Source organism: Actinomadura citrea (assembly GCF_013409045.1).
Lineage (GTDB): Bacteria > Actinomycetota > Actinomycetes > Streptosporangiales > Streptosporangiaceae > Spirillospora > Spirillospora citrea.
This window is the reverse complement of record NZ_JACCBT010000001.1, coordinates 4782025-4808973: the sequence shown is the minus strand read 5'-3', so window position 1 is coordinate 4808973 and position 26949 is coordinate 4782025. Positions and strand designations below refer to the sequence as shown.

The 26949-nt window shown below is 73.9% G+C and carries 24 protein-coding genes and 1 pseudogene; 8 read left to right on the top strand and 17 right to left on the bottom strand.

The window, feature by feature from the left end:
• Positions 1 to 131 precede the first annotated feature (131 nt).
• The 11 genes from BJ999_RS22530 to BJ999_RS22480 all read right to left on the bottom strand — a co-directional run bounded on the left by BJ999_RS22530 (position 132) and on the right by BJ999_RS22480 (position 12604).
• A complete protein-coding gene (locus BJ999_RS22530; protein ID WP_179835129.1) occupies positions 132 to 1109 on the bottom strand; it encodes an N-acetylglucosamine kinase in 978 nt (325 codons plus the stop codon).
• On the bottom strand, positions 1109 to 2365 hold the full coding sequence (locus BJ999_RS22525) for a 6-phospho-beta-glucosidase (RefSeq protein ID WP_179835128.1): 1257 nt from the start codon (positions 2363 to 2365) through the stop codon (positions 1109 to 1111). Before BJ999_RS22525 ends, BJ999_RS22530 begins: the two co-directional genes overlap by 1 nt.
• Positions 2362 to 3192, bottom strand: coding sequence for a carbohydrate ABC transporter permease (locus BJ999_RS22520; RefSeq protein ID WP_179835127.1), 831 nt, complete (start codon positions 3190 to 3192; stop codon positions 2362 to 2364). The genes BJ999_RS22525 and BJ999_RS22520 overlap by 4 nt, the downstream gene beginning before the upstream one ends.
• On the bottom strand, positions 3189 to 4166 hold the full coding sequence (locus BJ999_RS22515) for a carbohydrate ABC transporter permease (RefSeq protein ID WP_229810321.1): 978 nt from the start codon (positions 4164 to 4166) through the stop codon (positions 3189 to 3191). The genes BJ999_RS22520 and BJ999_RS22515 overlap by 4 nt, the downstream gene beginning before the upstream one ends.
• A gap of 2 nt (positions 4167 to 4168) precedes the next feature.
• The gene (locus tag BJ999_RS22510; protein WP_229810322.1) at positions 4169 to 5494 is read right to left on the bottom strand and encodes an ABC transporter substrate-binding protein; all 1326 of its coding nucleotides are present in this window, start codon (positions 5492 to 5494) and stop codon (positions 4169 to 4171) included.
• A 57-nt stretch (positions 5495 to 5551) separates the two neighbouring features.
• Complete coding sequence (locus tag BJ999_RS22505) at positions 5552 to 6763, bottom strand: ROK family transcriptional regulator (protein ID WP_179838737.1); 1212 nt, start codon at positions 6761 to 6763, stop codon at positions 5552 to 5554.
• Positions 6764 to 6858: 95 nt separating this feature from the next.
• On the bottom strand, positions 6859 to 7398 hold the full coding sequence (locus tag BJ999_RS22500; RefSeq protein ID WP_179835126.1) for a DUF1707 and FHA domain-containing protein: 540 nt from the start codon (positions 7396 to 7398) through the stop codon (positions 6859 to 6861).
• 152 nt (positions 7399 to 7550) lie between these two features.
• Positions 7551 to 8774 (bottom strand): acyl-CoA dehydrogenase family protein, encoded by a 1224-nt coding sequence (locus tag BJ999_RS22495; protein ID WP_179835125.1) that lies wholly within the window; start codon positions 8772 to 8774, stop codon positions 7551 to 7553.
• Between the two features lie 82 nt (positions 8775 to 8856).
• Complete coding sequence (locus BJ999_RS22490; protein WP_179835124.1) at positions 8857 to 9924, bottom strand: DUF3616 domain-containing protein; 1068 nt, start codon at positions 9922 to 9924, stop codon at positions 8857 to 8859.
• 61 nt (positions 9925 to 9985) lie between these two features.
• A complete protein-coding gene (locus tag BJ999_RS22485; RefSeq protein WP_179835123.1) occupies positions 9986 to 11164 on the bottom strand; it encodes a cytochrome P450 in 1179 nt (392 codons plus the stop codon).
• 60 nt (positions 11165 to 11224) lie between these two features.
• Complete coding sequence (locus BJ999_RS22480; protein ID WP_179835122.1) at positions 11225 to 12604, bottom strand: KamA family radical SAM protein; 1380 nt, start codon at positions 12602 to 12604, stop codon at positions 11225 to 11227.
• A 136-nt stretch (positions 12605 to 12740) separates the two neighbouring features.
• Between BJ999_RS22480 and kdd the strand changes: the two genes are divergently transcribed.
• Together kdd and BJ999_RS22470 are read left to right on the top strand one after the other, a co-directional pair.
• Positions 12741 to 13793: an L-erythro-3,5-diaminohexanoate dehydrogenase gene (gene kdd / locus BJ999_RS22475; RefSeq protein WP_229810323.1), complete on the top strand. Its 1053-nt coding sequence runs from the start codon at positions 12741 to 12743 to the stop codon at positions 13791 to 13793.
• 52 nt (positions 13794 to 13845) lie between these two features.
• Complete coding sequence (locus BJ999_RS22470) at positions 13846 to 15177, top strand: DUF2252 domain-containing protein (protein WP_179835121.1); 1332 nt, start codon at positions 13846 to 13848, stop codon at positions 15175 to 15177.
• Positions 15178 to 15208: 31 nt separating this feature from the next.
• On the opposite strand, the pseudogene BJ999_RS42285 reads toward BJ999_RS22470, so the two are convergent.
• The 3 genes and pseudogenes from BJ999_RS42285 to BJ999_RS22455 form a co-directional block, all read right to left on the bottom strand.
• A pseudogene (locus BJ999_RS42285) lies at positions 15209 to 15499 on the bottom strand (SpoIIE family protein phosphatase); the annotation flags it as partial.
• 92 nt (positions 15500 to 15591) lie between these two features.
• Positions 15592 to 16230, bottom strand: coding sequence for a hypothetical protein (locus BJ999_RS42280; RefSeq protein ID WP_179835120.1), 639 nt, complete (start codon positions 16228 to 16230; stop codon positions 15592 to 15594).
• On the bottom strand, positions 16230 to 16997 hold the full coding sequence (locus BJ999_RS22455) for a bestrophin-like domain (protein WP_179835119.1): 768 nt from the start codon (positions 16995 to 16997) through the stop codon (positions 16230 to 16232). Before BJ999_RS22455 ends, BJ999_RS42280 begins: the two co-directional genes overlap by 1 nt.
• A gap of 274 nt (positions 16998 to 17271) precedes the next feature.
• Between BJ999_RS22455 and kamD the strand changes: the two genes are divergently transcribed.
• The 6 genes from kamD (at position 17272) to BJ999_RS22425 (ending at position 23732) form a co-directional block, all read left to right on the top strand.
• Positions 17272 to 18894, top strand: a complete 1623-nt coding sequence (kamD, locus tag BJ999_RS22450; protein ID WP_179835118.1) for a lysine 5,6-aminomutase subunit alpha — start codon at positions 17272 to 17274, stop codon at positions 18892 to 18894.
• Entirely contained in the window at positions 18891 to 19730 is an 840-nt protein-coding gene (gene kamE, locus BJ999_RS22445; protein ID WP_179835117.1) for a lysine 5,6-aminomutase subunit beta, read from the top strand. Before kamD ends, kamE begins: the two co-directional genes overlap by 4 nt.
• Complete coding sequence (gene kal, locus BJ999_RS22440) at positions 19727 to 20122, top strand: 3-aminobutyryl-CoA ammonia lyase (protein ID WP_179835116.1); 396 nt, start codon at positions 19727 to 19729, stop codon at positions 20120 to 20122. Before kamE ends, kal begins: the two co-directional genes overlap by 4 nt.
• Positions 20123 to 20667: 545 nt before the next feature.
• Entirely contained in the window at positions 20668 to 22347 is a 1680-nt protein-coding gene (lnt, locus tag BJ999_RS22435; RefSeq protein WP_229810324.1) for an apolipoprotein N-acyltransferase, read from the top strand.
• Between the two features lie 5 nt (positions 22348 to 22352).
• Positions 22353 to 23099: a polyprenol monophosphomannose synthase gene (locus BJ999_RS22430; RefSeq protein WP_179835115.1), complete on the top strand. Its 747-nt coding sequence runs from the start codon at positions 22353 to 22355 to the stop codon at positions 23097 to 23099.
• A 90-nt stretch (positions 23100 to 23189) separates the two neighbouring features.
• Positions 23190 to 23732: an FxsA family protein gene (locus tag BJ999_RS22425; protein WP_229810325.1), complete on the top strand. Its 543-nt coding sequence runs from the start codon at positions 23190 to 23192 to the stop codon at positions 23730 to 23732.
• 3 nt (positions 23733 to 23735) lie between these two features.
• On the opposite strand, the gene BJ999_RS22420 is transcribed toward BJ999_RS22425, so the two are convergent.
• From BJ999_RS22420 to BJ999_RS22410, 3 genes are read right to left on the bottom strand one after another with little or no spacing between them, the layout of a single operon-like run.
• Positions 23736 to 24545: an ABC transporter permease subunit gene (locus tag BJ999_RS22420; RefSeq protein WP_179835114.1), complete on the bottom strand. Its 810-nt coding sequence runs from the start codon at positions 24543 to 24545 to the stop codon at positions 23736 to 23738.
• Positions 24542 to 25996 (bottom strand): DUF1349 domain-containing protein, encoded by a 1455-nt coding sequence (locus BJ999_RS43670; RefSeq protein ID WP_179835113.1) that lies wholly within the window; start codon positions 25994 to 25996, stop codon positions 24542 to 24544. The genes BJ999_RS22420 and BJ999_RS43670 overlap by 4 nt, the downstream gene beginning before the upstream one ends.
• A complete protein-coding gene (locus tag BJ999_RS22410) occupies positions 25993 to 26922 on the bottom strand; it encodes an ABC transporter ATP-binding protein (RefSeq protein ID WP_179835112.1) in 930 nt (309 codons plus the stop codon). Before BJ999_RS22410 ends, BJ999_RS43670 begins: the two co-directional genes overlap by 4 nt.
• Positions 26923 to 26949 lie beyond the last annotated feature (27 nt).

Below are 26949 nucleotides of genomic sequence, written 5' to 3'. Positions count from 1 at the left end.
GGCGGCCCCCTCCCCGCACCGGCGGAACCTTACAACGTCAAGGGCGGCGCCGGTTCAGCGGGCCGAGAGCCCTGCAGGCCGCCCGTCCATCGCCATGGTAGGTACCCGGGCGCCGGCGGCCCGACCGTGGGTCAGCGGCGGCGGAACGCGGTGCGCAGGGCCGCGTGGGCGGACGGCGGGGCGGCGACGTGGTCGAGGGCGAGGAGCGCGGCGCCGAGGAGCGGGGGGTCATCGGGGATGAGCAGGCGGGCACGCGGCGCGAGGGCGGCGTAGCGGTCCGCGACCGCGTCCATCAGCAGCGGCCGGCGGGCCGCGAGGACGCCGCCGCCGAGGACGACGTCGGCGGGGGCGTCGAGCAGGTCCAGGCGGCGCAGCGCGACCGAGCCGAGGATCGCCACCTCCTCGGCGAGCCGGAGCACCACGCCGCGGGCCACCTCGTCGGCGGCCTCGGCGATGTCGAGCAGGACGGGCGCCAGGGCGGTGAGACGGTCCTGGCCGATCTCGCCGAGGTGGAGGGCGAGGCCCACGTCGATGGCGCGGGCCACGCCGAAGTGGGCGGCGACCGCGGCGGTCAGCGCCGTCTCCGGTCCCCGGCCGTCCTCGCCGCGGATGGCGTGCCACAGGGCCGAGCGGCCCAGCTCCCCGCCGCCGCCCCAGTCGCCGGTGTGGGGGCCGAGGGACGGGAACCGCGCGGTGCGCCCGTCGGGTGCGACGCCCGCGCAGTTGATGCCGGCGCCGCAGACCACCGCGACGCCCCAGCCCTCGGTGCCGGCGCTGCGCAGCAGCGCGAACGTGTCGTTGCCGACCGTCACGCTCGGCGCGGCGCCCCGGGCGAGCAGGAGCTTCTCCAGCCGCTCCTCCTCGCCCGGCAGGTCGACGTTGGCCAGGTAGGCGGCCAGGTGGACGACGTCGCCGGTCCGGACGCCGGCGGCCCGCAGCGCCCTGCCGATGTCGGCCGTCAGCGCGTCGAGCGCGGCGTCGAGCCCGGCGGCCTGCGGGCGGAACCCGTCGCCGCGCACGGTGGCGAGCAGCTCGCCGGCGGTGGTGGCGACGGCCGCGTCGGTCTTGCTGTTCCCGCCGTCGACGGCGAGCAGCACGCCTGCGGCCATCAGGCGGCCCACGGGAGGTGGGCGCGGTTGGCGGCGACCAGGTCGCGGGCCAGGCGCTCGGCCGTGTCCAGCTGGCCCACGAGCGGATGCGCGAGCAGCGCCGCGGCGACCCGGTCCACGCCGCCTCGCAGCGCCGCCTCCAGAGCCAGCTCCTCGTACGCCGACACATGGGCGACCAGCCCGGCGAGCAGTGGCTCCAGGGGCGGGACGGGCAGCGGCACCGGCCCGGACCCGGTGATCCGCGCCGGCACCTCGATGACCGCGCGGTCGTCCAGGAACGGCAGGGTGCGGTGGTTGCGCACGTTGACGACCTGCACGTCGCCGCGACCGCCGATCAGGGACGCGGCCAGCTGCACGGCCGCCTCGGAGTAGAACGCGCCGCCGCGCTCGCCGAGCCGGGCGGGCCTGGTGTCCAGGGCGGGGTCGGCGTAGGCCTCCAGCAGGTCGCGTTCGAGCGCGGCGACCTCCTCGGCCCGCGACGGCGCGCCGCGCTGCTCCCCGACGACGCGGTCGTGCTCGTAGAAGTAGCGCAGGTAGTAGGACGGGACGGCGCCGAGCGCCTGGAGGAACGGAGCGGGAAGGCCGGAGATCGCGGCGAGGTCGCCGGGGTGCCGGTCGAGCAGGTCCGGCAGGACGTCGTGCCCGTCCAGCCGGACCGACCGCACCCAGGTGAGGTGGTTGAGCCCGGCGTGGCCGAGGCCGACCCGGGCGGGCGGGACGTCCAGCAGCGCTGCCGCGCGCCGCTGGAAGCCGATCGCGACGTTGCACAGGCCGACCGCGCGGTGCCCGGCGTCCAGCAGGGCGCGGGTGACGATGCCGACAGGGTTGGTGAAGTCGATGATCCAGGCGTGCGGGGCGCGGGCGGCGACGCGCCCGGCGATGTCCAGCACGACCGGGACGGTGCGCAGCGCCTTGGCGAGGCCGCCGGCGCCGGTCGTCTCCTGCCCGACGCAGCCGCAGGCGAGCGGCAGCGTCTCGTCGACGTGCCGGGCCGCCTGCCCGCCGACGCGCAGCTGGAGCAGGACGATCGTCGCGTCCGTGACCGCCGCGTCCAGGTCGCCGGTGGTGACGACGCGGGCGGGATGGCCGGCGCGGGCGAGCATCCGCGCGGAGAGCCCGCCGACGAGCTCCAGCCGCCGGGCGTCGGGGTCGGCGAGCACCAGCTCCGACACCGGCAGGGCCGCGTGCGCCCGCGCGAGCCCGTCGACCAGTTCGGGGGTGTAGGTGGACCCGCCCCCGATGACCGTCAGCTTCAACCCTTCACTCCCGTCAAGGTCACGCCCTGGATGAACACGCGCTGGGCGAGGAAGAACACCACCAGCACCGGCAGGATCGTCAGCAGCGTCGCGGCCATGGTGAGGTTCCACTCGACGTGGTGGGCGGCGCGGAACGTGGCGACGCCGATGGCGAGCGTCCAGTGGTCGGGGTCGGCGTACACCAGCGGCCTGAAGTAGTCGTTCCAGCAGTAGAAGAACTGGAACAGCGCCACCGCGGCCAGGGCGGGCTTCGCCATCGGCAGGACGACCCGCAGCATCGTGCGCAGCTCGCCGCAGCCGTCCACGCGGGCGGCGTCGGCGTACTCGCGGGGGATCGTCACCAGGAACTGGCGCAGCAGGAAGATCGAGAACGCGTCCCCGAACAGCTGCGGGATGATCAGGGGCCACAGCGTGCCGGTCAGCCCGAACCGGGCCCACACGATGTACAGCGGCACCATGGTGACCTGCGGCGGCAGCATCATCGCCGAGATCACCACGACGAGCGCCAGGTTGCGGCCGCGGAACCGGAACCGGGCCAGCGCGTACGCCACCGGGACGCTGGAGACCAGCATGAACAGCGTGGACAGGCCCGCGTACACGGTGCTGTTGACGGTCCAGCGGATCATGTCGCCGCTGAACACCTCGGCGAAGTTGGCGAGGTGCGGGCCGCGCGGCCACAGGTCGCCGCTCAGTGCCTGCCGGTCGGTCATCACGGCGGTCAGCAGCATGAACGCCAGGGGCGCCAGGAACATCACGCCGATCGCGACGGCGGTGGCGTGCACGGCGAGCCACAGCAGCGCCCGGCGGGCGCGCCCTCCCGGGATCATTGCGCCTCCTCTCCGGCGAACGCGCGGAACCGGCGGAGCAGGAACACGGTGAACGCCATCGCGGTGGCGAACATGACGAGCGCCAGCACGCACGCGTAGCCCATGTTGAACTGGCGGAACCCCTGGTCGTAGAGCCATTGCGGGAACGTCAGCGTCGAGCCGTCGGGGTAGCCGGGGGAGTACTGGACGCCGGGCAGGTCGGCGCGCCCGGAGGCGACCTTGCCCGCCACCATCGGCTGCGTGAAGTACTGCAGCGTCTCGATGACGCCGGTGACGGCGGAGAACGCCAGGACGGGGGACACGGTCGGCAGCGTGATGTGCCGGAACCGGGCCCAGGCGCCGGCGCCGTCGATCGCGGCCGCCTCGTACAGCGACGCGGGCACGTTCAGCAGCGCCGCCAGCATGATGATCATGACGTCGCCGACCGCCCACAGACCGAGCAGCGTCAGGCCGGGCTTGGCCCAGGCGGCGTCGTTGAAGAAGTCGGGCAGCGGGATCCCGAGCCGCGCGGAGAGGGCCGGGAAGGGGCCGGTGCCGGGGTTCAGCAGGAACACGAACGCGACCGTGGCCGAGACGGGCGGGACCAGGTACGGCAGGTAGAGGATCGAGCGCAGCACGCCCGCGCCCCGCTTGATCCTGGTGAGCAGCTGGGCGACGCCGAGGCCGAACAGCACCCGCAGCGGGACGAGCACGGCGACCAGCCACAGCGTGTTGCGCATCGCCGTCCAGGCGTCGCGGTCGTGCAGCAGGTAGGTGTAGTTGTCGAGGCCGACGTACTCCAGCGTGAACAGGTTGTAGCGGGTGAAGGAGAAGTAGACGGTGGCGGCGAGGGGGTAGACGAAGAACAGGCCGAACCCGGCGAGCCAGGGGGACAGGAACGCCAGGACCCGGAGCCGCCGTCGGCGGCGTGCCCGCGCCGCCGACGTCTTGCCCCGCGCCCCGGGGAGCGGGAGGCGCAGTGAGCCGGATGCCACGGTCAGCCTCCGGCGAGCTTGAGGGAGTCGTCGACCTCGCCGTCGAGCTTCCTCAGCGCCCGGCCGAGGTCGCTCACCCTGCCGGGCTCCCACTCCTCCTGGGTGAACTTCTCGAACCGGACGACGTAGTCGTTGCCGTTCGGCGTCGGCGGCGTGGTGGAGCTGTTGGGGTTCTTGAAGACGTCCAGGAACGTCCGGAACTGCGGCGGCAGCGTCAGCTTCGGCGACGACAGCGCCGGGATCGTGGAGGGAACGTTGGCGAGCGCGTTGGCGAAGGTGACCAGCGCCCCGGTGTCCGTGGTGAGGTACCGGACGAACTCCCAGGCCGCCGGGGCATGCTCGGCGCCGCGCGGGATCCCGACGACGGTACCGGTGATGAACCCGCCGCCGTAGGCGCTCGCGCGATCGTCGGAGACGGGGACGGGCGCCGTGCCGTAGTCGAGCCCGGGCGCCTCCTCCTGGATGAACTTGGTGCGCCACTCGCCGTCCACGGCCATCGCCGTCCTCCCCTTCTCGAAGGGGTTGGACGACTCGAACTCCTGGCCCATCGAGCGCAGGAACTTCTTGACGTTGTCGTAGCCGTACCAGTCGATGAGGCTCTTGTTCCACTTCAGGTAGGCCTGGAAGGCGGGGTCGCCGGCGAAGTTGGCCTTGCCGTCGCCGGTCAGCCACGTGACGCCGAACTGCGGGGCCAGGTGCTGGACCTGGTGCTCGTAGTACTGGACGGACGGCATGAAGCCGGCGACCTTGATGGTCCCGTCGGGGGACCGGACGGTGAGCTTCTTGGCGAGCGCGGTCAGCTCGCCCATCGTCTTCGGCGGCTGCTCGCCCTTCATCAGCTTCTTGTTGTAGTAGAGGCCGTAGGCGTCGGCCAGCAGCGGCATCGCGCAGCGGGTGCCCTTGTACTCGGTGTAGCTCCGCACCGCCCGCGGGAACTGGTTCAGGTCCAGCCCGGACTTGGCGATGTAGGGCGAGAGGTTCTGCCACGCGCCGCTCTGGCACCACTGCCCGACGCTGTCGGTGGTGAAGGACGACACCACGTCCGGCGGGTTCCCGCCGCGGATGGCGTTGGTGATGCGGTCGTCGGTCTGGCCGTTGACGAGCTTGACGGTGATGGTGGGGTGGGCCTTGTTGAAGCCGGCGACGGCGTCCTGGAAGGCCTTCACCTCGTGCGGGGCGCTCCAGCCGTGCCAGACCTCGATGGTCTGCTTCTCGCCGGACGCCGGGCCCTTGCCGGACTGGTCGCCGCCGGCCGTGCACGCGGCCGCGAGAGCGAGCCCGGCGGCGGCCATGACCGCCGCAAGCCGGCGCGTTGTGGTGGTGGGCACTCCGGTTCTCCTTCGGGGGTGGGGAACGGCGTGGTGGAGGACGGCATGCGGGGAGGGTCAGGGGACGGTGGTGGTGAAGACCTCGTCGCGGGTCTCCTGGAGCGCCTGCTGTAGGGCCCCGGCCAGGACGGGGTTGCCCTGGACGGTGCTCAGCCGCACCTCGGGGCGCGGGATCGTCAGGCTGTGCAGGTGCTGTTCGACGCGCGCGCGGAGCGGTTCGCCGCCGGCGCGCAGGACGTCGCCGGTGAGGACGACGAGCGCGGGGTCGATGACGGCCACGACCGTGGCGAGCGTGGCGCCGAGCCTGGTGGCGAGCTCGGTGAGGGCGCGTTCCGCGCGAGCGCCCGCGTCCGTGGCCGTGCGCCTGCCCGCGGTCTCCACGTCGGCCGCGGCGCGGCTGAGCGCGGTGGCGGCGTCCCGTCCGCGGAAGCCGTGCTCGCGCATCAGCCTCAGTACGGCCGCGCCGCCGGTGAGGCTGTGCACGCCGCCGGTGTGGGTGCGGCGCACGTCCCGCATGAGCGGGGCGCCCACCGCGGGCATGTAGCCGATCTCCCCGGCGCCGCCGGTCGCGCCCCGGTGCAGCGCCCCGTTCAGCACGACGGCCATGCCGACGCCGTCGGCGACCCACAGCAGGACGAAGTCCGCCGCGCCCTCGGCCCGCCCGCGGGCCCGCTCGGCGAGCGCGGCGAGGTTGACGTCGTTCTCGATCGCGACGCGCACGCCGAGCCCGCCGCTCAGGGTGTCCACCAGGTCGGGGATGTGCCAGCCGGGGATGTGCGAGGCGTAGCCGAGGCGGCCGGTGGCGGGGTCGACGGCGCCCTGGATGCCGACGACGGCCCGGTCGAGGCGGTCCCGGGTGAGGCCGGCCGCCGCGGCGGCGCCGTCGAGCGCGGCGGCCATCCGGGCCACGACGTCCACGCCGGTGCGGCCGGGCGTGGGCAGGGTGTGCTCGCCGACGACCGTCCCGGCGAGGTCGGCGACGCTGGCGCGGATCCGCGCGGGGGTGACGTCGGCGCCCGCGACGTGGGCGGCGGCGCCGTTGATCCGGTACAGCTCGGCGGTGCGTCCGGGCAGGCCCTCGCGGACGCCGTCGCGGACGACGAGCCCGGCCTGCTCCAGCCGCGCGAGCAGCTGGGAGGCGGTCGGCTTGGAGAGGCCGGTGAGGTCGGAGATCTGCGGCCGGGTCAGCGGCCCCCGGGCCAGCAGCGCCTCCAGCGCGGCGCGGTCGTTGATCGCCCGCAGCAGGCTGGGCGTTCCGGGGACGGGCATGGACACGGCGGCTCCTCCGAGTTAAGAAGGTTTCCTAACTTGGAGGTGAAAGTAAAGACTCCCGCCGATGGCGTCAAGACCCGGGACGGGACGGGTTAGGGCGCGGTGACGATGAAGGCGGAGTTGCCGAAGCCGACCTCGTCGCCGGGCCGGACGCGGGCCGGGCCGGTCAGCCGGTACCCGTTCACGCGAGTGCCGTTCATCGACCCGAGATCGGAGATCATCCAGCCCTCGTCCGCGCGGTAGATCTCGGCGTGGAACCGGGAGACGGTGAGGTCGGTGAGGATGAACTGGCAGGCGGGGGCGCGGCCGACGACGATGCGGCCGAGCTCGCGCGGCGGGAGCATGAACCGGGGCAGCCGCGGCGCCCGCCACGCCGCCTCGATCCGCGCGGTCGCCTGCGAGACCGAGGAGATGAGGCCGGTCAGCCGGTTCACGACGCGGTTGCCGGTCGGCAGGTCGTGCACGATGTCGGCCAGCTCGGCCTTGCTGCGCGCCTGCAGCACCTGGTCGACACGGCGCTCGAACGTCTCGTTCGACATCCGGCCCTCGGCCACGCGGTCGCTGAGGACGCGCAGCACCCGGTCCCGTTCCGTGTCGGACGCTCTCACCGGGAATGAGGGCTGACCGTCCATAGCTGTGAGTATCCAGTCCCCGTCGTCGGCTGTCCAGAAAGGCCCGTCGGGCCGAGGGCGGGCGATCGCCCTCACCCGCCCTCCACCTTTCGACGCCGTCCCATCCCCGGAAGTTCGCGGAGGAACGGCGCCGAACGGACGCCGCGGGGCGCTCAGCGCGACAGCAGGTCGCGGGCGATGTGGGTGACCTGGATCTCGTCGGTGCCGGCGTAGATCTGGAAGGACTTGGCGTCGCGGGCGAGCTGCTCCACGCGGTACTCGCTCATGTAGCCGTTGCCGCCGAACAGCTGCACGGCCTCCTGCGCGACCTCGCTGGCGGCCTGCGCGGCGTACAGCTTCATCGCCGACGCCTCGGCCAGGGTCGGGGTGCGCCCGGCGCGCTGCATCTCGATGTGCCGGAACACCAGGTTCTGCACGTTGAGGCGCGCGACCTCCATCTTCGCCAGCTTGAGCTGGATGAGCTGGAAGTCGCCGATGCGCTGCCCCCACAGCTCCCGGGTCTTGGCGTACTCGACCGACAGCTTCAGGCACTCCTCGATGACGCCGAGCGCCATCGCGGCGACGCCGGCGCGCTCGGTGACGAAGTTCTGGCGGGCCGACTCCTTGCCGCCCTGCGAGCCGGAGGCCAGGAGCCGGTCGGCGCCCGCGCGCACGTCGTCGAGGAACAGCTCGCCGGTGGGGGAGGAGTGCAGCCCCATCTTGCGCAGGGGCTTGCTCTGCTCCAGGCCGGGCATGCCCCGGTCGAGGACGAAGGTGAGGATCTCCCGGTCCCGCGGGGCGGCCCCGTTGTCGAGTTTGCAGTAGAAGACGATCGTGTCGGCGTAGGGGCCGTTGGTGATGAAGGTCTTGCCGCCGTTGATGACGTACTCGTCGCCGTCCTTGCGCGCGGTGGCCTGCATCCCGCCGAACGCGTCGGACCCGGAGTTCGGCTCGGTGATCGCCCAGGCGCCGACCTTCTCCATGGTGAGCAGCGGGAGCGCCCAGCGCTCCTTCTGCTCGGGCGTGCCGCGCTTCATGATCGTCCCGGCGGCGAGGCCGAGCCCGACGCCCATCGCCGAGACCAGGCCGGGCGCGACCCTGCACAGCTCGATGACCGGCAGCATCGACATCGCCGCGTTGCCGCCGCCGGGCCGGTCGTCGCCGGACTCCTCGGCACCGGCGGCGTCACCCGGGCCCCCGCGTTCCCTGGCCAGCCGGGCGTGGAAGGACGAGCGGGCCATCTCGTCCATCCCGAACGTCTTGTAGAGGCTGCGGAGCAGGTCGTAGGGCGGCAGCTCGCCCGACTCCAGCGCGTCCAGGTTCGGGCGGACCTCCGCGTCGATCCAGCCGCGCACCGCGTCCCGGATCATCAGGTCTTCCTCGGACCACTCGATCATGCTCTGTCCCGCCCTCTCGACACCCGCCGCGTACCGGGCCCATCCAAGCAGAGATTGAAAGCGAGCACTTATTCGGGGGCCGCTAGCCGAGATGGACGACGTCGGCGAGGACGCCGCCGTCCGCCGTGAGCCGGCCGGGGGCGGGGCTGTCGTAGACGACGAGAAGACGGGTGCCGGGCTCGTCCAGCACGGCGATGCCCTCGGCGTGGTCGTCGCCGTCGCCATGGGGCAGCTCGCCCAGCACCACCAGCTCGTCGGCCGTGACGATCTCACCGGCGTCGGCGCGGGCGGCGCCCGCCCAGCGCACGAGGCGCACCGGGCCGTCCAGGTCCATGCTCGGCCCTGTGAGCAGCAGCAGATCGTCGCCGTGCGGGCACAGGTCGCGGATCCCGAGGCCGCCGAGGTCCAGGAAGTGGGTGCGGTAGGGCTCGCCGTCGTCGCCGACGGGCAGCGCCCGCAGGCGCCGCGGGTCCCTCGGGTGCGGGACGGGGCGGATCTCCACCAGTACCGCCCAGCCGCGCAGCACGGGCCCGCGCAGCCCGATGTAGAGGCGGTCGCCGTGCACGGCGACGCCCTCGATGTCCAGGCCGTTGTCCTTGCTCGGGATGGGCAGGAACGGCGCGAGGTGCGGGTCGTCGGCCAGCAGGTCGGCGATGGAGTCCTTGTCCAGGCCGAGGACGGCCGCGGTGCGGTCGCCGTCCTCGGCGACGGCGCGGGGCAGCCCGTCGTCGCCGGTCACCAGGGGGATGCGGGCCAGGATGAAGCGGTTGTCCTCCCGCACGACGGTGGCGAGGCGCTTGCGCGCCTTGGCGTCGCCGTTCCCCGGCTTGATCTTCTTGCGCTTGAGGCTGTGCGAGCCGATCGCCCACAGCCACCCGTCGGCGCGGGCGAGGCCCTCGATGTCGGCCTCCTCGTCGGGCCCGGCAGGGAGCGGGACGAGGTCGGCGAGGGCGACCGTGACCTGCCCGCCGTAGCCGGTGACGAGCCCGTCCCCGCCGGTGACGGCGGTGAGCCGCTCGATGGTGGCGGTCTCGTCGCCCGCCACCCACAGGCAGCGGCCGTCCTGGCGCACGGCGGACAGGTTGACGTGCGTCTCGGCCTCAAGGCTCTCCTGGCGAAAGCGCAGCTCGACCCGGCGTTCCACGATCATTAGGGCATGCTCCCACAGCCGCGCGAACCGGGGCGTGCGCGGAACGGTCCAGAACCGGCCCTCAGACGTCCCAGAGGACGTCCAGCCGCGCGGGCTTGCGGAACACCAGCCCGTGCGGCCGGGCGGGCCGGGAGGGATCGAGCCGCAGCCCGGGCAGGCGGTCCAGCAGCGCGGTGAGCGCGGTGCGGGCCTCCATCCGGGCCAGGTGCGCGCCGAAGCAGAAGTGGGGCCCGTGCGCGAACGCCAGGTGCTCGGCGGCGTTGCGGCGCCGCACGTCGTAGCGGTCGGGGGCGGGGAACACCGAGGGGTCGCGGTTGGCGCCGGCGATCGACACCCGCACGAGGTCGCCCGCGCGGACCGCCGCCCCGCCGAGCTCGGCGTCGCGGGCGGCGTACCGGTCGACGACCGAGGCCGCGGGCTCCAGCCGCAGCGACTCCTCGATGGCGGCGGGCAGCAGTTCCGGGTCGTCCAGGACGAGCCGGAGCTGGTCCGGGTGCCCGAGCAGGTGCAGCGCGGCGTTGGCGATCATCCCTTCGGTGGTGTCGATGCCGCCGAACATCAGGATCGCGGCGTTGGCGACGACCTCGGCGGTGCCCAGGTCGGCGCGGGCGGCCTCGGCCAGCAGCGACCCGGGGCGGGCCGCGGCGATCGCCTCCTCGACCGCCGCGCGCAGCAGCCGGTACGCCTCGTCCGCGCGCGCGGGCGCCGCGCCGCCCGCGGTGATGGCGGACACGGCCTCCACGAACGCGCCGTACCAGGAGCGGACGGTCGCGGCGTCCACCCCGTGCAGCCCGAGGGCCTCGGTGACGACCGCGACGGCGAGCGGCCCGGCCAGCTCACCGCGCAGCTCGGCGTGGCCCGCCGGCGCCAGGGCGCCGACGAGCCGGTCGGTCTCGGCCTGGACGAACGCGGTGAACCGCTCCCGCGTCCGCGCCGGTCGGAACGGCCGGGCGAACGCGTCGCGGTGCCGCGTGTGGACGGGGCCGTCCAGCGACAGCATGCTCGGCCCGACGACCTGCGCGGTGGAGAAGCGCGGGTCGTCCACGGTGTAGGCGGCCGCGTCGCGCATGACCTCCAGCGCCGGGCCGCGGGCGGTCACCAGCCAGCCGCCCAGCGCGGGCAGCCAGGAGACGGGCTCGCGCTCGCGGAGGCGGGCCAGGTGCGGGTGCGGGTCGTCCTCCAGGGCGGCTGCCGTCACCGACGCGCCGAGCGGGAAACGGGAGGTCAGGTCGAGGGTCACCCGCCTCAGTCTATTCCGCCACGTTTCGGATCTACAACGTAAAGGCGCCGGGCCGGCGGCTCAGACCGTCTGCGACCGCTGCCGCCACCAGTCCTGGCCCTCCTGCGGCAGCGTGTAGATCGGGTCGTGGTACTCGTAGCGCCGGGTCAGCGCGTCGGGGTCGGACAGCTCCAGGCCGGTGCGGTAGTTCTTCGTCCAGTAGGAGATGCCGCGCTCGCGGTCGTAGTCGGCGAGCTGGTGCACCCACCGCTTGCCGACATAGGGGACGTCGCAGACGATCCGCGGGGTGGCGAAGCCGGGCAGGTAGCCCATGATCGCGTGCTGCAGCCCCTGCGCCTCCCAGACCGCGAGCCGCCAGTGCTCGCTGCTCGGGATCATGTCGCACATGTACAGGTAGTACGGCAGGATCCCGGCCTCGTCGAGCAGCGCGAACGACAGGTCGAGCAGCGCCTCGGGCGTGTCGTTCACGCCGCGCAGCAGTACGCCCTGGTTGCGCACGTCGCGGATGCCGGTGTCGAGCATCGCGCGGGCCGCCTTGGCGACCAGCGGCGTCACCGACTGGGCGGCGTTGACGTGGGTGTGGATCGCGATCTGCACGCCCCGCGCGTTCGCCTTGGTGGCCAGGCGCTCCATCCCGGCGCGGACGTCGTCCTGGAGCCAGTGCTGCGGCAGCCCCATGAGCGCCTTGCTGGCCAGGCGGACGTCGCGGATGTTGTCGATGTCCAGCAGCGAGTCGACGAACGACTCCAGCCGCGCCCACGGCATGTTGGCGACGTCGCCGCCGGAGACGACCACGTCGCGGACGCCGGGGGAGCGGCGCAGGTAGTCCAGCATGGCGCCGAGCCGGTCCGGCGGCTTGATGGTGAACTTGTGCTTGTCGACGTTCGGCGTGGAGTTGCCGACCAGGTCCATGCGGGTGCAGTGCCCGCAGTACTGCGGGCACGTCGGCAGGAGCTCGGCCAGGACCTTGGTGGGGTAGCGGTGGGTGAGGCCCTCGACGGCCCACATCTCGGCCTCGTGCAGCGAGTCGCGGGAGGCGTGCGGGTGGGACGGCCAGTCGGTGCGCCGGTCGCTGAACACCGGGAGCATGTAGCGGCGCACGGGATCGGCGTAGAACGCCTCGGTGGAGGAGACGTCCATCGTGTTCAGCATCTGCGGGGGCAGCAGCATCGACATGGTGGCGCGCTCGGCCTGGTCGCGTTCCAGGTCGGCGTAGAAGCGCTCGTCGAGCAGGTCGCCCATGACCCGGCGCAGCTGCCTCACGTTCTTGACGCAGTGGGCGCGCTGCCACTGCGCCGACTCCCACTCGGCCTCCGTGACGTCCCGCCACCCCGGCAGGCGCCGCCAGTCGGGCTCTGTCAGCGGCCGGCGCCGGTAGGCGTACGGCTGGCGCGCGGCCTCCTCGGACTGGAGGGCGTCCGGGTGCAGGGCAGTGGTCATCGGTGACCGCCTCCTCGCCTCACATTGATCGCATAAAAGTCTTGTGTGCCGCCGACGTTACGGGAAGACTTTCGATGAAACCAGTGGTGCCCTGCATATCTTACGTAACACCACCCGATGTTGGGAGAAAGGCGGCATGGCGATGACCGGAGGCGGGACGGGGACGGCGGTCGGGCTGCACCGGGTGCTGGAGCCCGCGGGCGTCCTCCCGCAGGCCGCGCTCCGGCTGGACGCGGACCCGCGGATCCGGCCGGACGAGGTGCGGATCGGCGTCGAGCGCCTCAACCTGGACGCCGCGTCCTACCGCCAGCTGCACACCGCGCACGGCGGCGACCCGGACGCGATCCGCGCCGAGGTGCTGCGGATCATCGGGGAGCGCGGCAAGATGCACAACCCGGTGACCGGGTCGGGGGGCATGCTCGTCGGCGTGGTCGAGGAGGCCGGGCCGGACTCGCCGCTCGGCCTGAAGCCCGGCGACCGCGTCGCCACCCTGGTGTCCCTCACCCTCACTCCGCTGGCCGTCACCGACGGGCTCGCGGAGTGGGACGGGCGGTCCGAGCAGGTGCCGGCGCGCGGCCACGCGATCCTGTTCGCCCGCTCCATCGCCGCCGTCCTGCCCGACGACCTGCCGGTGCCGCTGGCCCTCGCCGTGATGGACGTGTGCGGCGCCCCGGCCCTCACCCACCGCGTCGTGTCGGCGCGCGAGGACGGCCCCGTGGTGGTGGTCCTGGGCGCCGCGGGCAAGAGCGGGTGCCTGTCGCTGGCCGCCGCGCGCCGCGCCGGCGCGTCCCGGGTGATCGGGCTGGTCCCCACCGCCGAGGAGCGGGAGCGGCTGGCGGCCTCGGGCCTGGCCGACGACGTCGTGCTCGCCGACGCCCGCGACCCGGTGGCGGTCGCGGCGGCCGTCGGTGAGCCGGCCGACGTCACCGTCGTCTGCGTGGACGTGCCGGGCTGCGAGCACGGCGCGATCCTCGCGACCGCGCCCGGCGGCACCGTCGTGTTCTTCTCGATGGCGACCTCGTTCCCGGCCGCGGCGCTCGGCGCCGAGGGGCTGGCCGCCGACGTCACGATGCTCATCGGGAACGGCTACGTCCCCGGGCACGCCGAGACCGCCCTGGAGCTCGTGCGGTCGGAACCCGCGGTGCGTGCGTTGTTCACCTCCCGGACCGGCGCGGATTCGGCAGAATGACCGGGAACATCCCGGCCGCGGCGGGGACCGTCCGATCATCGAGGGAGAGAGCATGGCGAGCATCACCGAGGAGCTGCGCGGGCGGGACCCGAAGGAGCGCCAGGCGCAGATCGTCGACGTCCTGGTCGACGCGTTCTCGGACCTGATGGAGCGCAGCCCCGCCGAGTTCCGCCGCCGCTTCCGCAAGATGGCGTCCGACCCGTTCGCGTTCTACCGGGGCAGCGCCTGCCTGTTCTACGCCGACATCGAGCACGACGACGACCCGTGGGCCGACGAGCGCACGTCCCGCGTGTGGATCCAGGGCGACCTGCACGCGCAGAACTTCGGCACCTACATGAACGACGACGGCGTCTTCGTCTTCGACGTCAACGACTACGACGAGGCCTACGTCGGCCACTTCACCTGGGACGTCAAGCGGCTGGTGGCCAGCCTGGCGCTGCTGGCGTGGCAGAAGGCGATCTCCGACGCCGACATCCGCCGGCTCATCGAGACCTACGTGCGCGCCTACGTCGACCAGGTCCGCAAGTTCGCCGCGCACGCGGGCGACGAGAAGTTCGCGCTGACGCTCGACACCACCGACGGCTACGTCCGCGACGTGCTGGTCGCCGCGATGGGCGGCACCCGGACCGGGCTGCTGAAGGGCATGACCGTCGTCTCCGGTTCCGAGCGACGGTTCCGCGACCGCCCCGGCGTCCGCCGCCTCGACGACGCCGAGCGCGCCGAGGTCGAGGCCGCCTACGCGGAGTACCTGAAGACCATCCCGAAGGAGAAGCGCTTCGGCAGCCTCACCTACGTGATCAAGGACATCGTCGGCGCGTCCGGGTTCGGCATCGGCTCGGCCGGGCTGTCGGCCTACAACATCCTCGTGGAGGGCAACACCCAGGCGCTGGAGAACGACGTCATCCTGTCGATGAAGCAGGGCAACGTCGCCGCGGCCAGCCGGGTCGTCGACGATCCCCGCATCCGCGAGTACTTCCAGCACCACGGGCACCGCACCGCCGTGTCGCGGCGCGCGCTGCAGGCCAACAGCGACCCGTGGCTCGGCCACACCCGGATCGACGGCGTCGGCTACGTCGTGCAGGAGCTGTCCCCCTACGAGGAAGACCTTGACTGGAGCGGCCTCACCGAGCCCGAGGACATGCTGTCGGTCCTGGACGACCTGGGCCGCGCCACCGCCAAGGTGCACTGCGTGTCCGACACCGACTCCGACCACACCCTGGTCGGGTTCCAGGTCGAGGACGCCATCGACGCGGTGATCGGCCGGGACGAGACGGCGTTCGTGGAGGCGATGGTGGCGTTCGGCACCGAGTACGCCGAGATCGTCCGGGAGGACCACACCTACTTCGTGGACGCGTTCCGCAACCACGAGATCCCCGGCCTGTAGGACGGGTCAGGCGCCCGGGGCGGATCAGGAGCAGCGCGATGTCGTCGTGGCCCGACATCAGGGCCACGACGCCGTCGGCGGTCTCCTCCAGCGTCCCGCCCGGGGAGACGGCCAGCGCGGAGGCGAGCCGGGCGATGCCCTCGTCGAGGGTGCGCATCCGGCTCTCCACCAGGCCGTCGGTGCAGAAGGCGAGCGTCGCGCCCGGCGGGATCGCCGCCGACGCCTGCGGGTACTCGGCCGGGTGCTCGTGGCCGGGCAACCCGAGCGGCAGCCCGTGGGAGACGGCGAAGTGCCGTGCGGTGCCGCCGGGGAGGGCCGGCAGCGGCGGCAGTCGCCGCCGAACCCGACCATGCCGCCGCGCCCGCCCTCGCGGCGGGCGTGGCGGTGAGCGCCGGGTCAGGTTGTGCGCCGGGCTCAGTGCGCGAAGGCGATCGCGGTGCCGGCGCTGATGACGACGGCGATGACGACCAGCACGAGGGAGGAGCGCAGCGGGTTGGGGCGCTGCGGCGGCGCCTTCTTCGGGCGGGGCGCCGTGTGCGCCCGCACCGCTGCGGGCTTCTTGGCCTTCTTGGGCGGTGCGGGCGCAGCCGCTTCGGGCCGCGTGAGCGGGCCCGGCGCGCGTGGAGGCGGGGCCGCCGGCCGGGGTTTCGGCACGGCCACCGGCGGCTCGGGCGCCGGGGGAGGGGGCTCCGGCGGCTCCGGCGGAGACTCCGAAGGTGGTGGAGGCGACGGGGGCTCGGGAGGTTCCGAGCTCTCGGGGGGCGGTTCCGGCGGGGGCGGGGGCGGCGGGGAGATCTCCGAGGGGTCGCAGCCGTTGGTGGAGCCGATGCCGATGCCGATGCCGATCTCGATGTCGACGCACACGCTGATCCCCGGCGTCGGCGTCGGGTGGGCCTGCGCGGAGGCGGGGAACCCGAGCATGACGGCGGGCACCGTCAGGGCGGGCAGAGCGAGGCCCGGCAGCGTCCGGCTCGGCGGCCTGCGGAGCGGCCGTGCGCGGATCGGCAGCGCCCCGGCCGGGACGGCGGCGGGCGGGGCGGGGCGCGGGCGCATCAGCCGCCTCCCGCGATGCGCTGCAGGTCGGCGTGCAGGCCGGTGAACGCCTCGGGCCCGACGGCGAGGGCGCCGGTGAACACGTGGGAGATGTCGACGGTGAGGTAGGCCCCCGCGGCGAGCAGCGCCGCCATCAGCGACAGCGGCACCAGCGCCATGCCGCGCGGGCGGGCGCCGGCGAGGAACGGCAGCAACAGGACCACGACGCCGGTGACGAGGGTGACGCCGAGCAGGCCGGCGGGCGGCGTCGTCCGGGCGTCCATGGCGCGCTGCCGCCGCGCCGCGGAGACCTCGCCGAGGTGGTCCAGGACGGCGCTGCGGGCGTCCTTGGCCTCGTCGGTGCCGGCCTGGACGGCGATGACCTCGCGGCGCAGCCCGTCGAGGTCGGCCCAGCCGCGGGCGCTGAGCCGGCCGTTCTTCATCAGCCGCCACTCGGGGCCGCGCACGAGTTCGACGTAGGCGATGAGCCCGTCCTGGACGCGCCGGGCGTCGGCCGGGGGAAGGCGCTGGGCGGCCCAGTACGCCTCGGCGATCGCCTGGCTCTCGGTGTAGGTGTTGGAGCGGGCGGAGTCCGACGTCGTCCACGGCACGACGATGGCGATCGCGAACGCCAGCAGGAACAGTGCGGAGAGCATCGCGCCGGTGTGGGAGGAGGTGGGGCCGTCGGGGGCGGCGTCCTCCGCGCTCCCGCTCGCTCGTCGTACCAGCCGGCTCGCCACGATGACGACGCCGACGGCGCAGGCCGCGGCCACGAAATAAACGATCATGCCCCTCCCGGAATCGGTCCGTCCTTGACCAAGGGTGAGCATAGCTTTACCCAGCGTCGTTACGGGTGGGTTGTCGTGGACCGTCACCTGGGGGTGAGATGACCGCTCGGAGGGGGAAGATGGGGCTGGCTGCCGACGGAAGGTCGCGGGAGATGTGGTGCCAGTTCTTGTGGAATACGGTGTCCATACCGGAAGATCTCCCGTAGTGAACTCGGTATGAAGGATGATTGTTCGGACCGGCCTGAGAGGGGCGGCTGCGTGAGGGGAGACGGCAATGGCGCCGCAGGGAAAGCTGGACCTCGATCCGGAGGCGGTGCGCACCGCCCGGCGCCTGGCCGCCAGGGCCGCCGAACCCATCATCGACATGGCCCGCTCCCACACCACGGTCTCGGTCGAGCGGGCGCTGCTGCGGCTGGCGGGCCTGACCGGCGCCGACGATGAGGGGCGCCCCTGGGCCAACCATCTCGCCGACGCCGTCCGCGACCAGGTCGGCCTTGAGCACGGGCTCGCCCTGCCGGTCTGGGACGCGCTGCTGGCCGGCCCGCACGGCTCCCTGGACGACCTGGCCCGGGCCGCCGCCCGGGGGCGGGTGTCGTTCCGGCTCCCGGCGGGCACCGACGCCGAGCACGCCCGCAAGGCCGCGGGCGAGGCGGCCCGCGGCGGCATGGCGCGCATCGACCGGCGCCGCGCCGAGCGCGACCGGCTGCTGGCCGAGCTGCCCACCCCCGACCGGGCCGACCCGGCCAGGCCGCTGGTCTACCTGATCGTGGCGACCGGCGACATCTACGAGGACATCCCGCAGGCGCAGGCCGCCGCCCGCGAGGGCGCCGACGTCGTCGCGGTGATCCGCTCCACCGGGCAGTCGCTGCTGGACTTCGTGCCCGAGGGCGCCACCCGGGAGGGCTACGCCGGCACCTACGCCACCCGGGAGAACTTCCGGCTGATGCGCGCGGCCCTGGACGACGTCTCCCGCGAGCTCGGCCGGTACGTGCGGCTGACGAACTACGCCTCCGGGCTGTGCATGCCGGAGATCGCGACGCTCGCCGGGCTCGAGCGCCTGGACATGATGCTGAACGACTGCATGTACGGCATCATCTTCCGTGACATCAACCCGCGCCGCACGTTCATCGACCAGCGGTTCTCCCGGCAGATCCACGCCCGGGCCGGCATCGTCATCAACACCGGCGAGGACAACTACCTCACCACCGCCGACGCCGTCGACGCCGCGCACACCGTGGTCGTCAGCCAGCTGCTGAACGAGCGGTTCGGGCACGAGGCCGGCCTCGCCGACGACCAGCTCGGCCTCGGCCACGCCTTCGAGATCAACCCGGCGATCCCCGAGTCGTTCCGGATGGAGCTGGCGCACGCCCAGCTCGTCCGGGAGCTGTTCCCCGGCGCGCCGTTGAAGTACATGCCGCCGACCAAGCACATGACCGGCAACATCTTCGCCGGCTACCTGCTGGACGCGTTCTTCAACCTCGCCGGCGTGATGACCGGGCAGTCGATCATCCTGATCGGGATGATGACCGAGGGCATCCACACCCCCTGGCTGTCGGACCGCGACCTGGCGCTGGAGAACGTCCGCTACGTCCGCGACGCCTGCGGGAACCTCGCCGAGGACTTCATGCCCCGCCCGGACGGGATGCTCGTCCAGCGCGCCAAGCAGGTGCTGTCGGAGTCGGTGGTGCTGCTGGAGCGCATCGCCGACGACGGGCTGCTCGACGCCATCGCCGAGGGCACGTTCGGCATCACCCGCCGCCCGCCCGACGGGGGCAAGGGCCTGGAGGGCGTCGTCCCGCGCGCCGACGGGTACTTCAACCCCGCCATCGAGATCCTCGACACCGAGGACCCCCACGCCGCCCGCTCCACCGCCGCCGACCAGGAGGTGCCCGCATGACGGTCGAGAGCCCCGGAACCGGTACCGGGACCCAGGCCCCCGCCGAGCCCGCCGACACCCGGCAGGTGATCCGCCCCTACGGCGACACCACCGGCGACGGCATGGTGCAGATGTCGTTCACCCTTCCCGTCCCTGCCGGGAAGCGCGCCGAGGCGGCCGCGCTGCAGCTCGCCGGGAAGATGGGCCTGGACCCGGCCAGCGTCGTCCACGCCAAGCCGATGGGCCCCGACTTCACCTTCTTCATCGTGTACGGCAAGGTGCGGCACCTCATCGACTACGCCTCCATCCCCGTCCCGGAGGAGCGCGCCTACCCGCTGCTGTCCTCCCAGGAGGTGAACCTGGCGATCCGCGAGACGCTGAACCGGCGGCTGGTGGTGGTCGGGGCCTGCATCGGCACCGACGCCCACACCGTCGGGATCGACGCGATCCTCAACGTCAAGGGGTTCGCGGGGGAGAAGGGGCTGGAGTACTACCGGGAGATCCAGGTCGTCAACATGGGCGCCCAGGTCACGGTCGAGGAACTGGTGGAGCGCGCGAAGGCCGAGGACGCCGACGCCGTCCTCGTTTCCCAGGTCGTCACCCAGCGCAACGCCCACCTGCACAACACCAAGCAGATGGCCGCGGCGTTCCACGCCGAGTACCCGACCGCGGTGGCCGGAGGCATGGGGCGGCCCCTGCTGGTCGTCGGCGGCCCCCGCTTCGACACCGTCACCGAGGCCGACCTCGGCGTCGACCGCATCTTCGGCAAGGGCACCACGCCCGCCGAGGTCGCCAGCTACCTCGTGCACGCCCTGCTCCCCGGCGAGCACCGGCCCACGACGATGGAGGAAGAGTGAGCGACCCCCGCGAGGGACTGACCGTCACCCACCGCCGCTACATCCCCTACTCGCACGCCCACTACGCCGGCGACCTGGTCGACGGCGCCTACGTGCTGGGCCTGTTCGGGGACGTGGCCACGGAGCTGTGCGTCCGCACCGACGGCGACGAGGGCCTGTTCGCCTCCTACTCCGACGTGCAGTTCCGCGCGCCCGTCCGGGCCGGGGACGTCCTGGAGACCACCGCCGTGCTGGCCCGCGCCGGCACCCGCAGCCGCGTGATGGACTTCGAGGCCCGCGTGGTGTGCCGGGGCCGCCCGGACAAGGGAGAGTCGGCGGCCGAGGCGCTGGCCGAGCCGATCGTCGCGGTCACCGCGACCGGGACCGTCGTGGTCTCGGCCCAGGGAGGCTGACCGGCGGCTCCGCACCATCGAAACCGTGATCGATCAGGCGCCGGCGAAATCGCCGAACGCCCTGATCATGGTGTTGAGCTGGGACAACATGGAGTAGCCGCAGAACATGCGGCGGTTGACAAGGTGGCGGAAGCCGGTAGTTTTGCTGCAGTCCAGCACGGGACTCACCGATCGGCCGCCCGAGGGGCCGCCGGGCGCCGCGCCGCGACGGGGACGGGGATCACGCCAGTGGTCGGCATCGTGCCCGCCCGAGCCAGCGCGGTGATCCGGGGCCGTGTCCGGGCGGAGCCGTCCGATCGCGCGGGGGGTTGGACCCGGGAAGGGCCCGGACATCCAGTAGAAAACGGAGCCTCGTTCCCACCGCCTGTGGGACGACTCCGGACCGATGGATGTCGCGGGCCCTCCTCCGTGTCCGGCCTCCGTGCCCGGCCCGCGTCCCGCACCTGGTGGACCGGCCGCTTCCCGCCACGACCTGGGCCCCTGGTCGCCGCGGGCGCCCCGGGCCGGTAGCGTTCCGGCAGAGACCCGAATGAACGAGGTGGGACGTGGCCCAGGAGACCCTCCCGGACCGGTCGCCGGCGACGGGGCCGGGCGACGGCCCGGGCGGCGAGCCCGGCACCGGGGCACCGCGCGGGCGGCTCGGCCGCCTGCGCCGCGGCCTGCGCTCCGGCGGCCGCGCGGGCTGGCCCCGCACGCTGCTGGCCGCGGCCGCCGGGCTGGTGATGTGGCCGGCCTTCCCCCCGTTCGACCTCACGCCCCTCGCGCCGGTGGGCGTCGCGCTGCTGACCCTCGCGCTGCTCGGCCGGTCCGCCCGCACCGCCGCCTGGCTCGCCTTCGTCGGCGGCGCCGCGTTCTTCGTTCCCGCACTGGAGGGCATCTCCCGGATCGGCCCGGACGGCTGGATCATCCTCAGCCTCGTCCAGGCCGCCTACTTCCTGCCCCTCGGCGCGGGGATCGCGATGGTCACCCGGCTGCCCGGCTGGCCGGTGTGGACGGCCGCGCTGTGGGTCGGCGAGGAGCTGATCCGCGGCCGCGTCCCCTTCGGGGGGTTCCCCTGGGCGCGGCTGGCGTTCAGCCAGACCGCCACCCTCCTCACCCCGTACGCGTCCGTCGGCGGCGCGCCCCTGGTCACGTTCCTGACGGCCCTGATCGGCGGGCTCCTCGCCTGCGCCGCCGTGGCCGTCCACCGCGCCCGGTCCCAGAGTGCCCGGTCCGAGGGAGCGGACGCCGACAAGCCGCCCCGGACCCGCGGCCGGGCGCTGCTGCCGGCCGCGGTCTGCCTGGCCGCGGTCGGCGCCGTCGTCGGCGGCGGGCTGCTGATCCCCACTCCCGCCGACGGCCGCCCGGTCACCGTCGCGGTCGTCCAGGGCAACGTGCCGCGCCTCGGGCTGGACTTCCTCGGCCAGCGCAAGGCCGTGCTGGACAACCACGTCAAGGCCACCCACGAGCTGGCCGCGCGGGTCCGTGCGGGGCGGCTCGCCAGGCCGCAGCTGGTGGTCTGGCCGGAGAACGCCAGCGACCTGGACCCCTACGCCGAACCCGACGCCTACAACGCCATCGACGGCGCGGTGAAGGACATCGGCGTCCCCGTCCTCGTCGGCGCCCTCACCGACACGCCCGACGGGGAGAAGGTCGAGAACCGCGGCATCGTCTGGGACCCCCGGACCGGCCCGGGCGACTACTACGTCAAGCGGCACCCCGTCCCGTTCGGGGAGTACCTGCCGTTCCGCGACGTCCTCACCAAGCTGATCACCCGGTTCGAGCGGATCCCCCGCGACTTCGCCAAGGGCGACCGCTCGGGCGTGATGAGGCTCGGGCCGGTGGACATCGGCGACGTGATCTGCTTCGAGGTGGCCTACGACAAGGAGGTCCGCGACGTCGCGCGCGGGAACCTGCTGGTCGTGCAGACCAACAACGCCACCTACGGCAAGACCAGCCTGCCGCCCCAGCAGATCGCCATGTCGCGGCTGCGGGCGGTCGAACATGGCCGTACGATCTTGGTAGCCGCGACGAGCGGGATCAGCGCCATCGTCGCCCCCGACGGCCGGATGGTCGACCGGTCCCGGGAGTTCGTCCCCGCCGTCCAGGTCGCGGCCGTCCCGGCGCGCACGGCGCGGACGGCGTCGGACCGGCTGGGGGAGGCGCCGGAGTGGGCACTGGCGCTGCTCGGGCTCGGCGCGGTCTGCGCGGCGGCATGGACAGCCAGGAAGAACGAGGGGAATTGACGCCGATGGAGATCCCAGCCGGCCTCGGCCGGGTGCTCGTGATCATCCCGACGTACAACGAGCGGGACAACATCGAGCGCATCGCCGGGCGGGTGCGCGAGGCCGTCCCGTCGGTGGACGTCCTGGTCGTGGACGACGCGAGCCCCGACGGCACCGGCGAGGCCGCCGACGCGATGGCGGAAGCGGACGAGCAGATCAGGGTGCTGCACCGGCAGGGCAAGGAGGGCCTCGGCCCCGCCTACATCGCCGGGTTCCGGTGGGCCGCCGAGCACGGCTACGACGTCATGGTCGAGATGGACGCCGACGGCTCCCACCAGCCCGAGGAGCTGCCGCGGCTGCTGTCGGCGCTGGAGGACGCCGACCTGGTCATCGGCGCCCGCTGGGTGCCCGGCGGCCGGGTCCGCAACTGGCCGAAGCGGCGCGAGGCGCTGTCGCGCGGCGCCAACACCTACGCCCGGGTGATGCTCGGCATCCCGCTGCACGACTCCACCGGCGGCTACCGCGCGTTCCGCGCCGCGACCCTGGAGAAGATCGGGCTGGAGGGGGTCGACTCGCGCGGCTACTGCTTCCAGATCGACCTGGCGCTGCGGGCCCTGCGGCAGGGGCTGCGCGTGGTCGAGGTGCCGATCACGTTCGTCGAGCGCGTCCACGGGACCAGCAAGATGAGCCGGGACGTGATGGCCGAGGCGGCGCTGCGCATCACCCAGTGGGGGATGAGCGACCGCATCGGCAGGCTCCGCGATCCGGGCTGAGGCGCGCCCGGGGGACGCGCGGGGAAACGAACGGGGCCGTCCCGGCGTTGAACCAGGGGAGAGGCTTTCGACGACCCCGAAGATGGAGCCATGCTGCCGCTGCTGATCGTCCTGGCGTTCCTGCTGGTGCCGGTCCTGGAGATCTTCGTGCTGATCCAGGTCGGCGGGGTGATCGGCGCATGGCCCACGGTCGGCCTGCTGATCGCCGAGACCGCCCTCGGCGCGTGGATCGTCCGCAGGGAGGGCCGCCGCGCGTGGCGGGCCCTGCAGGAGACGGCGCGGCGCGGGGTGCTGCCCGACCGGGAGGTCGCGGACGCGGCGCTGGTCATGGCCGGCGGCGTGCTGCTGCTGGTCCCCGGTTTCGTCACCGACGTGGTCGGGCTCGCGTTCGTGCTGCCCTTCACCCGCCCGCTCGTCCGCCGCGTCCTGTCGGCGTTCGCGGCGCGCCGGATGCGGGCCGCCGAGGAACGCGCCGCCACCATGTTCCCGCCCGGCGCCGCAGGGTTCGACCCGTTCGGACGGGGGCCCGGGCCCGACCGCGTCGAGACCCCGCCCGGACCGGTGGTCCGAGGCGAGGTCATCCACGACGACAAGGCCGTCGACGAGAACGGCGACAGGACGTCGCGCGCCTGACCGTCAGGCGTCGCGCGCGGCGAGCGCGGCGCCGCCCGCCAGCAGCGCCGCGGCCGCGTAGGCGGCCAGCACGCCGAGGCCCTCCCACGGCCCGATCGGAAGCCGGTCCACGCCCCGCGTCGCCTGGACGGCGAGCCCCGCCGTCATCGGCGCGGCCTTCTCCAGGCGCTCCCGCCACGCCTCGTCCCCGACCAGCCGGGTGACGACCGGCACGATCCACAGCAGCGCCAGCACCGCGCTGATCGCCGCCGCGGGCTCGCGCAGCAAGGTCCCCACGCCCAGGGCCAGCAGTGCCACCAGCACGAGGTAGAGGACGGTCCCGGCGGCCGCGCGGGCGGTGGGGCCGTCGGCGAGGGACAGCGGCGGGTAGCCGTTCGCCTCCGTGAAGCCGTTGCCGGGCAGGACGCCCCGCCCCGCCGCCAGCGACGCCAGCACCCCGGCCGTCCCGCCCGCGGCGACGAGCCCCGCCACCACGGCGGCCTTGGCGGCCAGCACGGTGATCCGTCCCGGTACCGCCGCCAGGGTCGCGGCGATCGTTCCCGCGGTGTACTCGCCCCCGACCGCCAGGACGCCGAGGACCACCGCGGCCACCTGCCCCAGTTGCACGCCCGACAGCGCCAGCTTCGGCGTGTCCTCCACGCACCCGGCGGGCGTCGTGCAGTGCGAGGTGTCCACCGTCCCGGTCACCGCCGCGCCCACCGCGGCGACCAGGACCGCCAGCGCCGGTGCGAGCCACGCCGTGCTCGGCACCGTGCGCAGCTTCGTCCACTCGGCGTGCAGCGCGTGCAGGCCCGTCCACGCCGGGCCGGTCATGCGTCCCGCCTCTCGACCAGCCAGGCGGCCGCGGCCAGGGCGACCGCCGTGTACGCGCACAGCACCCCGAGCCCCGCCCACGGGTCGATCGCCCGGTCGAACCGGTCGACGGTCTGCTGGATCGCGAATCCGGCCGCCGGGGTGAGGCGCTCCAGCCACCGCGCCGCCGACAGCGGCAGCCCGGTCGCCACGATCTGCGGGACGAGCAGGAGCAGCAGCACGATCGTGATCGCGGGCGCGCCGCGCCGCACGATCACCGCGACCGCCAGCGAGAACACGGCGATCACGGCGAACAGCGCCCCCGTGCCAGCGACCGCGCGCAGCACCGCACCGTTGGTCAGGGACGGTGTCGCCAGCCCGTGCGAGCGCATCACCGGCCCGGCGAGCAGCACCGCCCCGAACGCCGCCGCCAGCCCCGCCGCCAGCGACGCCAGGCCCGCCACGACGGCCTTGGCCGCCAGCACCCGGCCGCGCCGAGGGGCGGCCGCGAACGTCGTGCGCAGCATCCCGCGCCGGTACTCGGCCGTCACGAACAGCACCGCCAGCGTCACGATCGCCACCTGCCCGATCAGCGCGCCGGTGAGGGTCGTCTTGGTGACGTCGTGGGCGAACGCGTTGGGTCCCACATCGCCCGTGCCCTTCAGCGTCATCGTCGCTCTGGACCCGGTGCGGCCGTCCAGGGAGGGGTCGGCCGCCGGACCGCCCGGGGCGCCGCGGTCCCGCCACGCGGCGCCCGGCTGCGCCGGAGCCACCGCCACCTGGTCGAACGTCGCCCGGGTGGCGGAGGGCTGCCCGGAGACGCTCTCACCGCCGAACATCCGCCGCACCTCGACCTTGTCCGGGGCGGCCACGAACACGCCCGCCAGGGCCGTGCGCGGCAGCCCCTCCAGCCGGAGGGACCCGACGCGGCGCCAGTCGCGGCCGTCGGGCGAGGCGTAGCCCGTGACGGACGTCCCGGCGCGGGTCAGCCTGAGCCAGCGCGGCACGGTGCCCGTCCCGCCGCCGGCGCCGCCCTCCTTGTAGCCGCTCTGGAGGCGGACCCCGTGCCCCGGCGTCACCACCAGCGCCGCGTACGGGGTGCCGCTCCGCGTGCTTCCCCTGACCATGAGGCCGGCCTTGGCCCACGCGCCCCCGCCCTGCTGGGAGGTGACGCGCGCGACGACCGAGCCGTCCCCCGCCAGCGGCCGGTAGGTGTAGTGGCCCAGGTCGAAGGCCTCCAGCCGCGCCGGGTCGGACGGCCCGTCCCCGTGGCCGGTGGACTGGCTGCCCGCCGCCGCCAGCAGCGCCACCAGCACGGTCAGCAGCACCGACGCCAGCAGGGCCAGCATCCAGCGGCGGACGGTGCGCAGCTTGGTCCACTCGGCGACCAGCAGCCGCCCGAATCCGTCGCGGGCCCCGTCGTGGACCGCGCTGCGGTACGGCGCCGCCGCGGTGGGCCCCGGGGCGCTCACCGGGACTCCCGCCCCTGCGCGGCCTGGAACTCCACCGCGTCCCGGGTCAGCTCCATGTAGGCCTCCTCCAGCGACGCGCGGTGCTCGCCGACGCCGCTGAACCCCACCCCGGCCCCGGTGAGGACCGCGATGACCCGCTCGGCGGCCAGTCCCGTGACAATGACGGCGTCCGGGCCGGACGCCGTCACCGTGGCGCTCGCGCGGGCCAGGGCGGTCATGGCCTCCCGGCGCTCGGCGGTGCGCACCTCGACCCGGCCGCCGGACGCGGCCTCCAGCAGGTCCTTGACCCGGGTGTCGGCGATCAGCCGGCCCCGCCCGATCACCACCAGGTGGTCGGCGCCGCCCTCCAGTTCGCCCATCAGGTGGCTGGAGACCAGCACGGCGCGTCCCTCTGCGGCGAGCGACCGCAGCAGCCCCCGGATCCAGGTGACACCCTCGGGGTCCAGGCCGTTGACCGGTTCGTCGAACATCAGCACCGGCGGGTCCCCGAGCAGCGCCGCGGCGATCCCGAGGCGCTGCCGCATGCCGAGGGAGAAGCCGCCCGCCCGGCGGCGGGCCGCGCTGGCCAGCCCGGTCAGCCCGATCACCTCGTCCACCCGCCGGGCCGGCAGCCCGTTGGCGTGCGCGAGCCACAGCAGATGGTCGCGGGCGCGGCGGGCCGGGTGGAGCGCGGACGCGTCCAACATCGCCCCGAGCCGGCACAGCGGCGCCCGCAGCGACCGGTAGGGCCGGCCGCCGACCAGCGCCGTCCCGCCGTCCGGCCGGTCCAGCCCGATGATCATCCGCATGGTGGTGGACTTGCCGGCGCCGTTCGGGCCGACGAACCCGGTGACCTGCCCGGGGCCGACGGTGAACGACAGGTCGTCCACGGCGAGGGTGGGCCCGTACCGCTTGCGCAGGCCCCGCACTTCGATGGTTGCCTCCATGGACCGGGAGGTTACGGAGCGCCGCGG